The organism is Rhodococcus sp. C-2, from assembly GCF_027854095.1.
Classification (GTDB): Bacteria; Actinomycetota; Actinomycetes; order Mycobacteriales; family Mycobacteriaceae; genus Rhodococcus_F; species Rhodococcus_F qingshengii.
The window spans coordinates 101,894-116,630 of record NZ_JAQGFI010000005.1; the positions used below are offsets into that span (position 1 = coordinate 101,894).

The window sequence follows — 14,737 nt, forward strand, 5'->3', positions numbered from 1 at the left end:
GTGCGGCGGTTGATCTGACGGCGACGGTTGCTCCGAACAATGCTGTCGGTACGGTGCAGTTCAAGTCGAACGGCACGGCCATCGGCTCCCCGGTGACAGTCACGTCGGGTGTTGCGACGCTGTCGCACGCGTTCGATGCTGCTGGTGCACAAAGTGTTACCGCTGACTTCACCGCTGGAGCTGGCTTTGTCAGCTCGTCGGCGCCTGCTCAGACGGTGACCGTGTCCGATCCGGCTCCAGTGGATGTCGAGACCACGACGTCACTCTCGGTTCCGGCGACTGCCGTCACGGGTGCGGCGGTTGATCTGACGGCGACGGTTGCTCCGAACAATGCTGTCGGTACGGTGCAGTTCAAGTCGAACGGCACGGCAATCGGCTCCCCGGTGACAGTCACGTCGGGTGTTGCGACGCTCTCGCATTCGTTCGATGTTGCTGGTGCACAAAGTGTTACCGCTGACTTCACCGCTGGAGCTGGGTTTGTCAGCTCGTCGGCGCCTGCTCAGACGGTGACGGTGTCCGATCCGGCTCCGGTCGACAAGGCGACAAAGACGGTGCTGAGTGTTCAGGGTGAAGCCAAGGTCGGACTGCCTGTTGATCTCTTCGCGACAGTGTCCGAAGATCCCTCGGACGCCCTGGTGCCTTCCGGCGGAACGGTCCAGTTCAAGATCGGTGGAGTCGATCTGGGCGCCCCGGTCGCGGTTGTTGACGGAGTTGCCAAGCTCCCGCACGTCTTCGGAGCAGAAGGCACCTTTGCAGTCTCGGCTGTATTCAGTGGATCCGGTGTGTTCACGTCGTCCACTGCGGAGTCTGTCGACGTCAATGTCACGGTTCCGACCCCGTCGGATGTCGAAAGCTCTACGTCGTTGACGGCTCCGTCCTCGGCAAAGGTCGGCACGGCGGTGCAGCTGAAGGCTGTGGTCAGTTCTTCCGGCGCGACGTCGGGAACCGTCCAGTTCTTCGACGGAACGACTCCGATCGGAACTGCCGTTGATGTTGTCGGTGGGCAGGCCGTGCTGAGCCACACCTTCACCACGACCGGCAACCATTCGATCACCGCGGTCTACAGCGGAGCCCAGGGCGTCACGGGTTCCACGTCGACTGCATCGGTTGTGAACGTCGGTAACGGGGGTGGTGGCTCCGGTTCGCTCGGTTCACTGTCGCTGCCGTTCGGTTCATGATTCTCCGATGATGTGATGCCCCCTTGCGCCCATAGGTGCAAGGGGGCATTGCTCTTCGGGAATCGCTGATCGGTCGTTAGCTGAACTATTGGCAATTCGTGAATATTTGTCTGAAATAACTGATACAAGTACTACTTTTGACGGGTACTGTACGAGCGTCCAGCTCCATTCCGATTTCCGCTCTGTTCGAGTGACCTCCTTCCGTGCGGTTCCCGATCCACGTCTGTTGCTAGCTGAGGAGAGTTCGTGTTGGTGAGAAGAAGTTCCGCGGTCGTGGTGGCGGCGTTGGTCGGTGGCGTGCTGGTGGCAGGTGGCGTTGCTTCGGCAGCTCCGACGTCATCTCCCGCGGTGGAGAACTCGATCGGGTTCAAGCTGGGTTGCGATGGTTATGAACATCTGGCTGTTGATATCGCGGATGTGTTTCATTCGACGGGTGTGACGGTGTCTGCACCGGAGAAGGTGGTGGCGGGGTCGACGTTCACCTATCGGGTTCAGCCGAACGTGATGTCGGTGCCGACGGGTGGGCATGCAGGCCGCAGTGTCGGTAAATGGACGCGGCTCAAGTACGACTTCGATATACCTGCAGGGGTGTCGTTGGTGGATGCTCAGGTCGTGGCAGGTACTTCGTCGAATTTGTCCGGTGTAACTCCGTCGGTGATTCGGATCAACGACGGCGGTTCGCCGGATGGCGCGGGTACGCATCTGCGTATTTCGGGGAACAATCAGACTGCTGACTCGAACAACAAGGGCGGTAACGGCCCGAGCACGAGCAAGAACAGTGACGGTGGAATCGAGGTAGGGGCAGGGAAGACCTTCCGGTTGCCCGCGATCGACGTGACGGTGGTTGCCGGTGCCGCGGGTAGTACGGTGCAGCCGAAGTTGCGTGCCACAGATGGTGATTCGGGTGCGTTCAATTCGCCGAAGAATGCGTTCACGTTCTTGCAGTACGAGACCCTTTGGCCGGGGTACTGGGAGCGCTACAACTGCTCTCCGCGCGATTCGAGTGGTGGTGGGTTGAATGCGGGTGGTCAGGCATTGGCCACCGTCAACGTCGTCTCGCAGGCGGCGACCTCGACCACAGTGACATCCGGCGCGGCTGCAACGGTCGGTCAGTCGACCGATTTGGTTGCGCAGGTCTCCCCGGCACCGACAGGCGGCACCGTTCAGTTCAAGGATGGCGGAACTGACATCGGCGCCCCGGTGGCCGTCGTCAATGGCGTTGCCACACTGCCACATACATTCACCGCGGCAGGCGGTCACTCCATCACCGCTGTATACGACGGTGTTCTCGAGTTTCTGACATCCACGTCACCAGCACGCACAGTGAGCGTGGCCGCTGCCGATGTACAGACGACTGCGTCGTTGACAGTGCCGAGTAGTGCCGTCGAGCAGACCTCGGTCGCGCTGACCGCAAACATCTCACCGGCAGCTAACGGTGGAACGGTCCAGTTCAAGGACGGTGGCATCGACATCGGCGGACCCATCGCGGTGACTGGCGGAGCGGCGACCCTGGATCACACGTTCGCCACGACGGGATCGCACTCGATCACTGCGGTCTACTCAGGTACTGCAGGTTTTGGTGGTTCGACCGCGCAAGCTCAGACCATCGAGATCTCGAGCTCAGCGCTGAGTACGACTACAACGCTTCAAGTTCCGGCTACGGCGGTTACGGGTACTGCTGTTGATCTGACTGCGACGGTTGCTCCGAACAATGCTGTCGGTACGGTGCAGTTCAAGTCGAACGGCACTGCGATCGGTTCACCGGTTGCAGTTGCGTCAGGTGTCGCGACGCTGTCGCATGCATTCGATACTGCTGGTGCACAAAGTGTTACGGCTGACTTCACTGCCGGTGCAGGGTTTGTGAGTTCGTCGGCGCCTACTCAGACGGTGACGGTGTCTGATCCGGCTCCGGTGGATGTGGAGACGACGACGTCGCTCTCGGTTCCGGCGACGGCCGTCACGGGTACGGCTGTTGATCTGACCGCGACTGTTGCTCCGAACAATGCTGTGGGTTCGGTGCAGTTCAAGTCGAACGGTGCGGCGATCGGCTCGCCGGTGACAGTCTCCGCGGGTGTTGCGACACTGAGCCATTCGTTCGATGCTGCTGGTGCACAAAGTGTTACGGCTGACTTCACTGCCGGTGCAGGGTTCGTGAGTTCGTCGGCGTCGGCTCAGACGGTGACGGTCTCTGATCCGGCTCCGGTGGATGTCGAGACGACGACGTCGCTCTCGGTTCCCGCGACGGCGGTTACGGGTACGGCGGTTGATCTGACTGCGACGGTTGCTCCGAACAATGCTGTCGGTACGGTGCAGTTCAAGTCGAACGGCACTGCGATCGGCTCGCCGGTGACAGTCTCCGCGGGTGTTGCGACACTGAGCCATTCGTTCGATGCTGCTGGTGCTCAGAGTGTTACGGCTGACTTCACTGCTGGTGCTGGCTTTGTGAGTTCGTCGGCGTCGGCTCAGACGGTGACGGTCTCTGATCCGGCTCCGGTCGATGTCGAGACCATGACGGCGCTCTCGGTTCCGGCGACTGCGATCACCGGTACTGCGGTTGACCTGACGGCAACCGTTGCTCCGAACAATGCTGTCGGTACGGTCCAGTTCAAGTCGAACGGCACTGCGATCGGTGCACCGGTGACAGTCACGTCCGGTGTTGCGACTCTGTCGCACGCGTTCGATGCTGCTGGCGCTCAGAGTGTTACGGCTGACTTCACCGCTGGTGCAGGGTTTGTGAGTTCGTCGGCGCCTGCTCAGACGGTGACGGTCTCTGATCCGGCTCCGGTCGATGTCGAGACCACGACGTCGCTCTCGGTTCCCGCGACGGCGGTTACGGGTACGGCGGTTGATCTCACCGCGACGGTTGCTCCGAACAACGCTGTGGGTTCGGTGCAGTTCAAGTCGAACGGCACGGCAATCGGTGCACCGGTGACGGTGTCCGGTGGTACCGCGACCCTCTCGCATTCCTTCGATGCCGCTGGCGCGCAGAGCATTACCGCGAATTTCACCGCTGGTGCCGGATTCAAAAACTCGGTTGCGAGTGCGAAGTCAGTTCAGGTCAGTGTTGCCGACCAGGAATCCGTCGTCGAACTGAATATTCCGACCGACGCCAAAACTGGTGTGGCGACCGACTTGTGGGCAACCGTCCGAACGTCGTCGGATGATGCTGTCGGCGTCGGAACCGTGCAGTTCTACGACGGTGGCGTCGCGATCGGCGGTCCTGAAGCGGTTACGGCCGGCGCTGCGGGCCTGACGCATTCGTTTACCTCTGCGGGTGCGCACAGCATCACTGCGGTCTATTCGGGAGGAGCCGGTGTAGTCGGATCCTCGGCCCAGGCGCGGACGGTGAATGTAACGGACCCTGCGCCTTCGGATGTCACCACGGAGACTGTGGTGACGGTGCCTGGTGATGCCGTGGTGAACAAGTCGGTGACCCTGTCGGCGACTGTCAGTTCGGTGCAGAACGGTGGAACGGTGCAGTTCATGGATGGGGATACTCCGATCGGTGACGCTGTTGCAGTGGTCAACGGGATCGCGGCGCTGAACCACACCTTCACCACAACCGGCACGCATTCGATTTCGGCAATCTACAGTGGCGCAGCCGGATTCACAGGCTCCACCTCGACGGCCCACGCAATTCAGGTCAAGGCTGCAACCGGTGGTGGCACGGGCAGCCTCGGTTCAGGCAGCGCTGGCTCGAGCGATTTCCTTCCCTTCGGTTCCTGACCGAAGCAGTTCAGGTCGCGGCCCCGAGGCAATATCCCTCGGGGCCGATCGACAGGGTGAACTGCATCGAGCGCGAGTTACCGGTTCCGTCGCTGACGGGCAGGGTGACACGGACGTAGTCGCCGCGAACCGGACTGACTGTTGCAGCGTCGGCGTCGAAAGACTTGATACCGGCCAGCTGATTCGGATCGAGCTTGAGAGGCGGCTGGCCGGTTGCGCCGGTGCCGTCCGGATCCCACGGGCTGTTGCCGGGGCAGATCAGTGGATAGAACGTCTCGACGTCGCGGGTATTGACCGGCCGTCCCGTGGCGCGTGAGAGAAACCTGACGACGGCGTGGGAAGCGTCGGCCGCGGTGTAGAAGTTTGATTGCCCCGCAGGGAAGACGAACGGGCACGCATAGCCGGAAGCGATCTCCGAGCGCTTGGCGGCGACGGAGAGTCCGCCGCCGCTCCAGGTGACCGCGTACTGGCCGTCGACGCCTGGTGCGGCGATGGCCGTCAAGATGGCGGGAACATCCGAGTATCGGTCGGCGATCGTTGTGGGCGGCATCGTCCAGCATGCGTTCGTGAGCGCGTCCACGTCCAAGGACACCAGGTCCGTTGCCCAAGCTGCCAAGGCCGGCGCAGCAGCCGGATTGCCGGGCACGTCACCAACCGGAGGTGGCGCGACCGGCGCAGCGGGCGCAATTGTCGTCGTGGGTGCGAGAGTGGTTGTCGTCGTGGTTTCAGTCGTCGGCGGAGACGGTTCGTCCGTCAGGATTCCCGTCCGTCCGTCGTCCTCACATGCGGTTATCGCCAACGTCATGGCGAGTGCGACTGCCCCCACTGCCGCTCGTCCTGCCGACTTCATTCGTTCGTACGCCCCTTTTGCGACATTCTGACCAACATCCACCCCAGAACTGCTGCGGGTCAGATCACGGATTCCCGTCTACGCTAGCGAACTGTGGATCCCGTTTACAGAACAGTCATCGGCATCGCCCGTACCGTCTTCGCTTTCGAGGGCCTGAAGTTCTCCGTCAAGGGAGAGCAGAACATCCCGGCGTCCGGTGGCGCCGTGATCGCGATCAACCACACCGGGTACATGGACTTCACGTATGCGGGACTGCCGGCACGGACCCCGAAGCGCTACATCCGGTTCATGGCCAAGAAAGAGGTCTTCGACAACAAGATCTCCGGACCGATCATGCGGGCCCTCAAGCACATCCCGGTCGACCGCGGCGCGGGCGCCGACTCCTACAAGGCGGCCGTAGATTTCCTGAAGCGCGGCGAATTGGTGGGCGTGTACCCCGAAGCCACGATCAGTCGGAGCTTCGAGATCAAGGAATTCAAGTCCGGCGCCGCTCGGATGGCGATCGAGGCGGGCGTCCCGATCGTTCCCGTCGTCATCTGGGGCGCTCAGCGCGTGTGGACGAAGGGTTATCCGAAGCGTTTGGGCCGCACCAACACTCCCATCTCCATTGCCGTCGGCGAGCCGATTGCACCTTTCGAGCCGGCGAGTGAGCTGACGGCGAAGCTGCGGTCGACGATGCAGGAGTTGCTGCTCGATCTGCAGAAGAACTACGACCATCCCGCCGGCGAGTACTGGGTGCCGGCTCGCCTCGGTGGCAGCGCGCCGACGCTCGAGCAGGCCGACAAGATGGATGCCGATGAGGCCGAGGCGAAAGCCAAGGCTCGCGAGGCGCGGAAGTCCGAAGGCTGACTGATGTCCTTCGAACCCGTTTACACCGCTGTCGAGGTAGTCGCGCGTGGTCTGAGCGGTTTCCAGGGCGTGAAAGTCACCCGCACCGGGACGGAGCACGTCCCGGTGTCCGGCGGTGCCGTCATCGCGATCAACCACACGAGCTACCTCGATTTCATACCGGCGGCCCTGGCGGTCGGTACCGCGAAACGCAAGCTCAGGGTGATGGCAAAGGCCGAGTTGGCGGACAACAAGGTCCTCGGCTTCCTCATGCGTGGATGCGGTGTCATCGAAGTCGATCGCTCTGCCGGAGCGCAGGCGTATCGAGCCGGAGTCGACGCCCTGAAACGGGGCGAACTGGTGGGCGTCTACCCGGAGGCGACGATCAGCCGGAGCTTCGAGATCAAGGAAATGAAATCCGGAGCAGCTCGGATGGCCATCGACGCCGGCGTTCCGATAATTCCGCTGATCGTCTGGGGCGCCCAGCGGATCGTCACCAAGGGCGGACCGAAAAATCTGGGCCGCAATCATTTCCCGATCTCGGTGGAGGTGGGTGCACCGATCGATCCGGTCGAGCCCGCCGAAGCGTTGAGCGAGATTCTGCGCATCGAGATGGATGCAATCCTGCGCCACGTGCAGGACGGGTTCGTGCACGAGCCCGGGGCGTACTGGGTGCCTCGTCGACTCGGCGGTGGCGCACCGACGCCGGAGGAAGCTGCGGCCATGGACGCACAGGAACGCGCGAAGCGGGCGCGCTGAATAGACGGCGCTTGCGCTGATGCGGTCAGTACACGGCGTTGGCTCCGTACTCGGCCTGCGCACTCGTGAAGCCCTCGTACTCGAGCTGTTCGATCAGTCCTGACCTGGAGAACGACGTCATCTCGAGGTACTGCTCGGCACTCAGCGCAGCCTGCTTGTTCCAATCGGCGTTCAAATTGTCTACCGCGTACGTCGCATCCTCCGTGGAGAAACCTTCGTACTCGAGCTGTTCGATCAGTCCGCTGCGGGAGAAGGCAGTCATGTCGATGTACTGCTGGGCGGATCGGACGGCGTTCCGCTGACCGGAGCTGACCTGCGGCCTGGCCGGGGCAGGCGCAACTGTCGTAGTGACCACAGGTGCGGGCGCCTGGTATGTGGTCGTCGTGGGCGCCGCCACCTTGCTGGACGACGGGGCAGGAGCAGCGGGCGGCGCACTGACGATCGGTGCGACAGCTGCAGGCGTCGTAGAAGCAGTGGTAGTCGGTGCAGCGGTGGTGGTCGGTGCAGCGGTGGACTTCGAGTCGTCCTTATCTCGTCCACCGAGGAGGCCTGCGACGACAAGCAACACGACGACTCCACCGGCAATCCACGGCCACTTCTTCGACTTCTTCTCAGGTTGCGGTTGCGGCGAAGGCACCTGGAATTGGGGCTGTGAGTTGCCATAGGGCTGGGAATTCCCGTAAGGCTGGGAGTTTCCATAGGGCGGCGGGGGCAGATCGGGCGGCACGGACATGGGTGTTTCTCCCTTTGTGAAAGTCTTGTTCTCCCGCAATAGATACCAGACCGGTCGGACTGAAATGCGTTTTGCGCGAATCTCTCGCGGTTTCGCGATGTCCGAAGCGGGCGCGCTGAGCGAGACCGTCGTACCGGGCAGGCACAATGGCGGTGTGAGCCCAGACCGTCGTATCAGCCCTGACCGCCCAACCTTGGTTGCGACCGATGTCGACGGCACCCTCATCGATCACGACGAGTTGGTCAGTGCCCGCACCCGCGCCGCCGTGCATGCCGTCGTCGAATCCGGCACGCCGTTCCTGCTGGCAACCGGGCGTCCTCCGCGATGGATTTCGCCCGTCGTCGAGGGCTTGGGATACGCGCCACTCGCCGTGTGCGCCAACGGAGCCGTTGTGTACGACAGCTACGCCGACCGTGTCCTCAGCGCCGCGACCTTGTCGGTCGACGCACTCACCGAACTCTCCGAGCTGGCACTGGTTGCACTCCCGGGCGCAGGTTTGGCCGCGGAACGAGTAGGGGAGAGCGCACATGACGCCGCCACCCCACAATTCGTCAGCTCACCGGACTACGAACATGCCTGGCTCAACCCGGACAACACCGAGATGTCCGAGGACGAAGTGCTTGCGGCGCCGGCCGTCAAACTCCTGATTCGCCGTCCAGGCATGACCAGCACGGCGATGTACGACACGCTCGCTCCGCACGTCGGTGCGCTCGCCGACATGACGTACTCCACCGAGAACGGACTGATCGAACTCTCGGCGCCGGGCATCACGAAGGCGTCGGGCCTGGTTGCTGCCGCGGAGAGGTTCGGCTTCGACCTGTCGGGTCTGGTGGCCTTCGGAGACATGCCCAACGACATCCCGATGCTGGGGATGGCACGCCTCGGCGTTGCCATGGGCAACGCTCACCCCGAAGCCAAAGCCGCAGCCGACGAGGTCACCGACACCAATTCGGCACACGGGGTCGCAAAAGTCCTCGAGCGCTGGTGGTCGTAGAACCCACCAGCGCCCGAGGACGTGTACTGCTCGAGTGTCAGCCGACAGGCGCGCTGTTGGCCATTTCCTGGGCAAAGGTCTCGTTGTAGGTCTTGAGGACCTTCGTGACCATGCCGGTGATCTGGTTGAAGATCAGCGAACCGTTCTCGAAGTCACTGCGCAGGCCGTCCGGGATCGAGTACTCGTCCGAGATCGGCAATCCCAGTTCACCCGCGTCGGAACCGAAACTCTGCCACGACTTGAAGATCTCGCCGAGCACGGTGAACACTCCGCCGTTCGGCGAGGTGTAGACAGCGCCGTTCTGGAACAGCGCACCCTGGTTGCCGAGCTTCGCCTGCAGAATTCCGGACAGTGCCTGGCCGAGGCGTCCGATCTCGCCACCTTCGGCGATCCACTTCTGCGCGAGCGGTGAATTGTCGGTGATCTGCAGAATCTGGGTGACCAGATCCGGGATCGACGAACCGGTGCCACCGGTGACCGTGTCGACCGGAGTGGTCGGCTTGGGCGCAGGCGTCGACGGATTGGAAGGGTTCGAGGGGTTCAACGTTCCCCCGATGTTCGCGGCCGCGATGTTCCGGATGTCGTTCATGTGTGCGTATGCGGCATCACCCGGGCACGCGGTGTTTCCGACGTCGCGGTGGGCGAAGATGATCGGCAGATCGACTGCTGCGCCCTGCGGGTACGGCGTGAACTCGGTGCCCTCGGAGTACATCGTCGTTCGGCCCTTGGGATCGAGTCCGGCCATGCCGAGCTTCCAACCGAGGAACTTGCCGACGGCGTTGAGCGTCGCCTGCGAAGGCTCGACGGTGGAGTAGTCGCCCATCATCGCGATACCGGTGGTGTTCTCGTTGAATCCACCCGCGTGTGCACCCTGAACTGCCTTGTCGAGTCCGCCTGCGCGGCCTTCGAAGGTCTGACCGTACTTGTCGACGAGGACGTTGTATCCGACGTCGCACCAGCCGAGCGTCTGTGCGTGGTAGGCATAGATCGAGCGGACGATGCCGGCCGATTCGGCCTTCGTGTAGTTGTTGCTACCTGCGGTGTGGTGAACGGTCGCGCCACCGATGAAGTCGTCGTAGGTGGGGGAGTCGCAGCGAAGTGACTCGTCTGCTCCCCACTGAGCACGGGTGATGACGGACGGTCCGCTGCCGCCGAGCGGCGCTGCGACGGCCTGCAGATTGCTGTCTGCCTCGCTGGCACCCGGGTCGATCAACACGGCGGTGACGGCATCTGCTGCCGTCGTCACCTGGCGAAGCGGCTTGGACACCGAAGCGGGTGTGTACCCGAGTTCGCCGGTGGCTGCGGGTGCTTCAGCGGGGGCAGCTTCCGGAGCGGGCGCGGGGGCAGCTTCCGGAGTCGGGGCCGGCACAACCTCGGCTGCGGGAGCAGCGGCACCCTGCGGCGTGAGGATCTGGATGGACTTGGTGGCGCCGACGAAGACCGGTTCGGTGGCGGTACCGGAGTTGGTGGCCTGATCCGAGCTGGCGGAGTCGATGGCGTCAGGGGTGAACCACGGGCCCCAGGTGCCGTCTTCGGCCAGGGCGCGGACCTTGGACTGCGCCGAGGCGATGGTGTCCGAGGTCAACGCGACCATGCTGAACGGAGTGTCGCGGGTGACTTCCTTGACCACGGCACCTGGCTCTTCCTCGGAAGGAACCGGAGCGGTTTCGGTCGGGGCGCCGGGAGCAGCGGGTGCCGGGAACAGCTCGGTCGGCAGCGTGATCCCGGGAGGTAGCGGGATTTCGGTCGGGAGCTTGAGGTTTCTCAGATCACCGAGGTTGATGTCGGGGAGATCGAGACCGGTCAGCTCCTTGACCGGAATGATGATGTCGGGCACCGACGCGAGGAGCACCTCTGCGATCTGGGTCGGCACTGCTACTGACGTCGTCTCGTTCGCGGAACGTACATCGGACGTAGTGCTCGTGAAGCCGTAGACCGCAAAAGGACTTGCGACAGCCACTGCGGCTACAGCCCCGAGTACGAGCGAGGGCTTCGGTCGACGGTGTGGCAAGGGATTACTCCTCGGTTGTAGTTACTTGCGAGCGAACTTCAGGGCCGATGACGGCCGTGAACGGAATCCTTCAAAACCGGATCCGAGCAGGTCGGATGCCATGTTCTGGGGTTGAACTCCAGTTTTCGGACGCGTACGTCTGCAACTCGTGATGCTGATGTGACTCGTGTGACTGGTGTTGCTAACTCCAAACACTCTTGCCACACTAGTCACAAAAGTCCATAACGCTCAACCTTAGGGTGAGACTTTAGTTAAATCGTTGTGGACTGGCCTGCGCGCGAAGTACCGACTTCGCGGACTCGTGAGGCCGGTAGCGATGAGGAGAGCATTGATGGCGAGAAGCGGAAGAAGCGGAACTGCAGGTAAGAAGCCTGTGTCCGGTCGCGCAGGTCGCTTTCTGGTGGGCGGACCCGGGAGGCGAACCTCGCTGATGCGGATCTCGGTCCTCGGTCTCGTTCCGGCTCTTGCGCTCGGCGTCGCGATCGGAGGTTTCACGCAAATCCGCGCTGACGAGCCGTCGATCCTGCATGCCGTCGCTGCCGACACGCAATTCACGCTCTCCGGTCACGGCAACGGACATGGCCGTGGAATGGGCCAGTGGGGCGCTTACGGCTACGCCAAGAACGACGGCTGGTCCGGCGAGCGAATCCTCAGTCACTACTACGGCGGAACCGTCCTGGACTCGATGCCGCCCGCCCAGATGAGTGTGCGGCTCACGGCCCAGGACAACTCGACGCTCGACGTCTACTCCGACGCCGGCCTCGTGGTCAACGGTCAGCGCACCGCGCCCGGCGAGGCTGCCCATCTCACTGCACTGCCCGGTGGCGGTGCGCAGGTAGTGGTCACCAGCGGGTGTGGTGGCGGGGTTGTCTGGGAAGCGGTCACCGACCATCCGTGGGTGGACCCGGTGGACCTCGGTCCTGATCGACCCGCCGACCAGTTCCTGAAGCTGTGCAACAACGACGCGCCCTATCGAGGCGCCCTCGGCGTAGTGCTCGACAACGGCTCGGCTCGGACAGTCAATCTCCTCGACATGGAGGACTACCTGCTCGGCGTGGTGCCGGTCGAAGCGAAGGCCGAATGGGCCGATTCCGGTGGGGCCGAAGCGCTACGGGCGCAAGCCGTGGCAGCACGCTCGTACGCTGCGACCGAGCATCGCAGCTCGTACGCCGACACCTGCGACACTCAGGACTGCCAGGTCTACGGCGGAGCGGGCAAGGAAGATCCCCGCACCACCGAAGCCGTCCGGTCCACCGCCGGCGCCGTTCTGTCGCGTGACGGCAAGATCGTTGCCACCGAATTCTCCTCGTCCACAGGAGGTTACAGCTCCGGCGGTGAATTCCCGGCCGTCGAGGATCTCGGTGACGCGCTTTCTCCGAATCATGACTGGACAGTGAATCTGACCGCAGGGCAGATTGCGGACGCCTTCGATGTGGGTGAGCTGCAATCGCTCAAGATTCTCTCGCGCAACGGATTCGGTACCGACGGCGGGCGAGTGACGGCAGTCGAGGTAGTCGGAACAAATGCAACTGTTGGCGCCACCGGAATTCAGTTCCGCCAGAAACTCGGCCTGAAATCCGACTGGTTCACCATCGGTGGCGGTGCGGGTGTGGTAGTGGCACCGGATTCGGAATCGACAGTGCCGGAATCTAATTCGCCATCCGACGATCCATCGGGTACGGTTACGGAGACGCAGATCGAGAAGAAGTATCGGGAGCTCGGCGGTGAAAGCGGCTCTCTCGGTGCTCCTGCCGGCCCGGAGATGCAGTTGCCCTCCGAAGCAGGCACTTTCCGTGTCTACGAAAACGGAACCATCATCTGGACAAAGGTTTTGGGCGCGCAGGTAGTTGATGCCAACGTGCTCCGCGAGTGGATACCGACGGGCGGAAGCTAGGGGAAGGTCGGTCGGTAGCGACTCGCACGTATCGACTCTGAAGGGTCTCTGCCGTAACCCGGCGGAGGCCCTTCAGGTCGTTCAGGGTTCGTTGGTTGTCGGTCAGATGGTCGGGGCGTCGCCGAGCAGGCGGTACTCGAGCCACAACTCCGCACGTTCCGTGGGGGAGCCGAGGTCGAGCTGGAGAAGGCTCTCGATCCGAGCGAGTCTGCTGCGCAACGTATGCCGATGAATATTCAGCGCTGTGGCTGCGGCGTCGCCCACCCCGTTGTGTGCCAACCACATGGCCAAGGTCCGGTAGAGATCGCTACCGCCCTTCGCTTCCAGAAGCGGGCGCAAGTGTGCCGCCGCGAATGCCGTCGAGCGATCCTGGTCGAGAAATGCGGACAATCCGCTCTCCGAGAGTTCGGCGAACCGCATCGAAGGCAGGTTGCGGGCACCCGCCTCGGCTGCTGCTTGCGCGGCTTGGCGTCTGGCGCGCGAGAGATCGTCCCACCACAGCATGTCCGACACGCCGACGGTGACGTCGATTTCGTTGACACGGGCGAGGATTCGCCCGCTGTCGGTAGCCGAGACGACGGCAATCAGTGCACCGTCGGTGATGCCGAACGCCAGATCGCGGCTGAGGCCATCGAGCAGTGAGACGGACACGCTCTCGAGCAGGCCACTCGGGCCCGCTACGTGGAAGACCTGGAAAGGCTCGACCGGAAATCCTCCCCACAGTTCCCCGGAGATGTTGCGGGCGAGCGCATTCTGTCCCTCGAACAGCTGATGCATCGCAACGGTACGAAGGTGGTTCATCGTCAGCTGTGCGTCTCGGGTTCGAGCCGTCATCAACGTGAGCAGAGACGCGGCTGCGATGACGATGCCCTGATTCAGTGAACCGACGGCGCCGGGGCAGCCGGCGACGAGGTACCCCATCAGCTTTCCCCTCGACGTCAGCAGAGGATGGGAGATGACGTCCTCGTTCTCACTCGTGAGGAAACTGACTTCCATCGGGCGGGCGTCGCGCTCGGGGGCAGTTCGCTCGATTCCTGCGGCCGCGGCGGTGTGTGAGATCTCGACGGTATGTCCGGCCGAGTCCAGCAGAGCCGCCCATCCGCCGATCAATTCCGCCACCCGTCGTACGACTGCCCGGGTGCCGTTGACCGTCACCGCAGCTTGAAGCAGTCGCCGCAGGCTCTGGTAATTGCTGCGCAGCGCTTTCATGTCGTCGTCGGATTGCGCCTTCGACACCGCTTTGGTCAGGGCGATGAAAGGTGTTCGCAATGGGACGTCGAGAAGGGGCACACTGAAACGGGTGGCCGCATCCACCAGAGTCTGTGGCGCCTGCTCGTATCCGAGGCCGGTTCCGAAACCGATTCCGGCAATTCCGGCCGCCACCAGGGTCCGTACGAATCGGGTCGTTTCCGCGGCCGTCGTCGGTAGTGACACCCCGGTGATGAGTAGTAGTTCACCGCCGTCGAGGAAGGGCGTCGGGTCGGGAAGTTCGGAGACATGTGCCCAGGTCAGGGTGCGATCGAGCTGGTCGTGCCCAGCCAGGACGCGAAGGCCGAACTGTTCGGTCGCACAAAGCTGGCGGAGCGTGATGGGCATGAGTCCAGTCTGACACCTCGAACTCGCCACTTTGTAGTGCCTGCGGTCACGTTTGTACAAAGTGGAGCCTGACGCGAGCTTGCCGAAGGTCCGACACTGGCGCTATCGAAAATGCGCTCCGGATAGAGCGCCACCGAGATCCACGTTCCGAACAGCCCACAAGGAGTA

At 63.0% G+C, this 14,737-nt stretch carries 10 protein-coding genes; 6 read left to right on the forward strand and 4 right to left on the reverse strand.

Annotation, left to right across the window (positions count from 1 at the left end):
- A partial coding sequence (locus PCS43_RS12075; RefSeq protein ID WP_270923038.1) for an Ig-like domain-containing protein occupies positions 1 to 1,178 on the forward strand: 1,178 nt, incomplete at its 5' end.
- A 252-nt stretch (positions 1,179 to 1,430) separates the two neighbouring features.
- A complete protein-coding gene (locus PCS43_RS12080) occupies positions 1,431 to 4,904 on the forward strand; it encodes a beta strand repeat-containing protein (RefSeq protein WP_209910857.1) in 3,474 nt (1,157 codons plus the stop codon).
- Positions 4,905 to 4,914: 10 nt separating this feature from the next.
- Here the strand turns inward: PCS43_RS12080 and PCS43_RS12085 are convergent, their stop codons facing one another.
- Positions 4,915 to 5,754 carry a hypothetical protein gene (locus PCS43_RS12085; RefSeq protein WP_075831794.1) on the reverse strand — a complete coding sequence of 280 codons (840 nt, stop codon included), beginning with the start codon at positions 5,752 to 5,754 and terminating at the stop codon, positions 4,915 to 4,917.
- A gap of 93 nt (positions 5,755 to 5,847) precedes the next feature.
- Between PCS43_RS12085 and PCS43_RS12090 the strand changes: the two genes are divergently transcribed.
- Both PCS43_RS12090 and PCS43_RS12095 read left to right on the forward strand, forming a co-directional pair.
- A complete protein-coding gene (locus tag PCS43_RS12090) occupies positions 5,848 to 6,603 on the forward strand; it encodes a lysophospholipid acyltransferase family protein (RefSeq protein WP_003943903.1) in 756 nt (251 codons plus the stop codon).
- 3 nt (positions 6,604 to 6,606) lie between these two features.
- Complete coding sequence (locus tag PCS43_RS12095; protein ID WP_058038054.1) at positions 6,607 to 7,341, forward strand: lysophospholipid acyltransferase family protein; 735 nt, start codon at positions 6,607 to 6,609, stop codon at positions 7,339 to 7,341.
- A gap of 25 nt (positions 7,342 to 7,366) precedes the next feature.
- Here the strand turns inward: PCS43_RS12095 and PCS43_RS12100 are convergent, their stop codons facing one another.
- Positions 7,367 to 8,074: an Ltp family lipoprotein gene (locus PCS43_RS12100; RefSeq protein WP_081305320.1), complete on the reverse strand. Its 708-nt coding sequence runs from the start codon at positions 8,072 to 8,074 to the stop codon at positions 7,367 to 7,369.
- A gap of 172 nt (positions 8,075 to 8,246) precedes the next feature.
- Between PCS43_RS12100 and PCS43_RS12105 the strand changes: the two genes are divergently transcribed.
- Complete coding sequence (locus tag PCS43_RS12105) at positions 8,247 to 9,068, forward strand: Cof-type HAD-IIB family hydrolase (RefSeq protein ID WP_037131235.1); 822 nt, start codon at positions 8,247 to 8,249, stop codon at positions 9,066 to 9,068.
- 37 nt (positions 9,069 to 9,105) lie between these two features.
- Here PCS43_RS12105 and PCS43_RS12110 read toward each other — a convergent pair whose 3' ends face one another.
- Positions 9,106 to 11,079 (reverse strand): N-acetylmuramoyl-L-alanine amidase, encoded by a 1,974-nt coding sequence (locus PCS43_RS12110; protein ID WP_030535825.1) that lies wholly within the window; start codon positions 11,077 to 11,079, stop codon positions 9,106 to 9,108.
- Positions 11,080 to 11,410: 331 nt separating this feature from the next.
- Between PCS43_RS12110 and PCS43_RS12115 the strand changes: the two genes are divergently transcribed.
- Positions 11,411 to 12,973, forward strand: coding sequence for a SpoIID/LytB domain-containing protein (locus PCS43_RS12115; RefSeq protein ID WP_270923039.1), 1,563 nt, complete (start codon positions 11,411 to 11,413; stop codon positions 12,971 to 12,973).
- Between the two features lie 102 nt (positions 12,974 to 13,075).
- Here PCS43_RS12115 and PCS43_RS12120 read toward each other — a convergent pair whose 3' ends face one another.
- A complete protein-coding gene (locus PCS43_RS12120; protein ID WP_003943944.1) occupies positions 13,076 to 14,569 on the reverse strand; it encodes a PucR family transcriptional regulator in 1,494 nt (497 codons plus the stop codon).
- Positions 14,570 to 14,737 lie beyond the last annotated feature (168 nt).